The organism is Mesorhizobium sp. M7A.F.Ca.CA.004.12.1.1, assembly GCF_003997835.1.
Lineage (GTDB): Bacteria > Pseudomonadota > Alphaproteobacteria > Rhizobiales > Rhizobiaceae > Mesorhizobium.
The window spans coordinates 1-1,998 of the sequence record NZ_RZRK01000985.1 but is presented as its reverse complement, the minus strand read 5'-3'; the positions used below and the strand labels follow the sequence as shown (position 1 = coordinate 1,998).

At 64.6% G+C, this 1,998-nt stretch carries 2 protein-coding genes; both read right to left on the bottom strand.

All coding sequences use genetic code 11. From position 1 onward, the window contains the following. A partial coding sequence (locus EN984_RS32605; RefSeq protein WP_164765830.1) for an aspartate aminotransferase family protein occupies positions 1-1,140 on the bottom strand: 1,140 nt, incomplete at its 3' end. After that, positions 1,141-1,998: phosphotransferase (locus tag EN984_RS32600; RefSeq protein ID WP_127384260.1), on the bottom strand; the 858-nt coding region annotated here is incomplete at its 5' end.

Here is a 1,998-nt window from a genome sequence, read left to right as displayed (position 1 = left end):
ACTGACGCGCATCCGTATCGCCGTCAGCTCGACACCGAAATAAAGGCCGTTGTGCCTGATATCGGCGACCGCGCCACGCCGGCTCTGCAGGGCGCGCAGCAGCTCAGCCGTATAGGCGCCGACATTGCGCGCATTCTCGATCAGTCCTTCACCTTCGATCACCTCCAGAACGGCGAGGCCGACGGCGGCAGCGACCGGATTGCCGCCAAAAGTGTTGAAGTAACCGGTGTTCGAGCCGAAGGAGGCGACAAGTTGCGGCCGCACCAGCACGGCACCCATCGGGTGCCCATCGCCGATCGGCTTGCCCATCGTGATGATGTCGGGCTCGATTCCATAATTGGCGAAACCCCACATTCCCTGGCCAAGCCGGCCGAAGCCGGACTGGACTTCATCGGCGATGATGATGCCGCCGGCCTTTTTGATGTGATCCGCCGCTTCGCGCATCACCGCCGCATCCGGAAAGAAAATACCGTCGCTGGAAAAGGCCGAGTCGAGAAGCAGCGCTGCCGGCCGGATATTCTTTGCGCGCATATCTTCGATGGCGGCCGCGACATTTCTGGCGAAATCATGCGCGGCCCGGCCATGGTCGCGGAACGTGTCCGGCGCTGTCACGGTGCGGTGCTGCGCGGGCACGCCCTTTGCCCCGACCGCCGCCGGCGACAGCTGCGCCGTCGCGATGGTGGCGCCGTGATAGGCAAAGTCGGTGATGATCACCCCGGTGCCGCCGCTGGAATGCTGGGCGATGCGGATGGCGAGGTCGTTGGCCTCGCTGCCGGTGCAGGTGAACATGGCATGACCGAGGTGGGCCGGCACGGTGCCGAGAAGTTTCTCCGCGTAGTCGAGGATGATCTCGCTGAGATAGCGTGTGTGGGTGTTGAGCGTGGCGGCCTGCGCCGACAGCGCCTCGACGACACGCGGATGGCAGTGTCCGACCGAGGCGACGTTGTTATAGGCGTCGAGGAATCTGCGACCCTGGGCATCGTAGAGCCACACACCGCTGCCACGCACCAGATGGATCGGGTTGCGGTAGAAGGCGCGGTAAGTCGGCCCGAGCAGCCTGGCGCGGCGCTCGAGCAGCGCGCGCTCCGATGCAGCCGCGTCGGCATTTGAAGGATATGGCGAGGACTGGGACACGAGCATTTACTCCGGATTGGAATTGTCGAGAAAATAGCGGCGGGCATCGGTGGATGACAGACCATCCAGCTTTTCAAGCGAGGCCCAGACCTCGGTGGCGAGGCGCAGCACATAGTCGCGCTTGGCCGGGAAGCGCTCGGCCTGCCAACTGGCGATGTTGACGATGAGCGCAAGGCGGGCACGGATCAGATTGAAGAGAATGCTGATCTCTTCCTCCTCGAGCGGCTGCACGGACTGATAGCCGGCGACGAAGCGCGCGGCCGGCGCCAGCGGATGGCCTTGCGCCGGCCAGCGATAGACGGCGCCGATGGCGAGGTCGCAGATCAGCGGCGAATGGATCATGTCGCCGAAATCGAGGATGCCGCTGACGACCTCCGGCCGCGACGCGTCCATCACCACATTGTAGGAGTTCATGTCGTTGTGGACGATCTGCGCGCGCAGGGTCGGGATGACCGGCGCCGCATGCTGCTCGAAGGAGTCGATCGCGCGCTCGACCATCGCCCGCCGGCCAACGTCACTGATATGCGCCATCATCGGCCGCGTCTTGGCGACCTTACGGATATCCCAGAGCAGGTCGCTGCCGGCGGCCGGGTGGAAGAAACCGCGCAGCGCCCGGCCAAGGCGGGCGAGGAAGACGCCGAGATTGCGATCCTGCGCATCGGAAGTCGGCGAGCGCGACAGCAGCTGACCGGGCAGATAAGTCACCAGCCGGATGATGCGCGGCGCCGATCCACCAACACTGGCCGCAAATTGCGGCTCGCCTTCAAGGCTTTTGCGCACCGAGGGAACCGGCAAGATGGGGTCGACTGCAAGGATGTGGTCGAGCGCCTTGTTCTGGAAATCGGTGAAGCCGGCCTCTTCCGC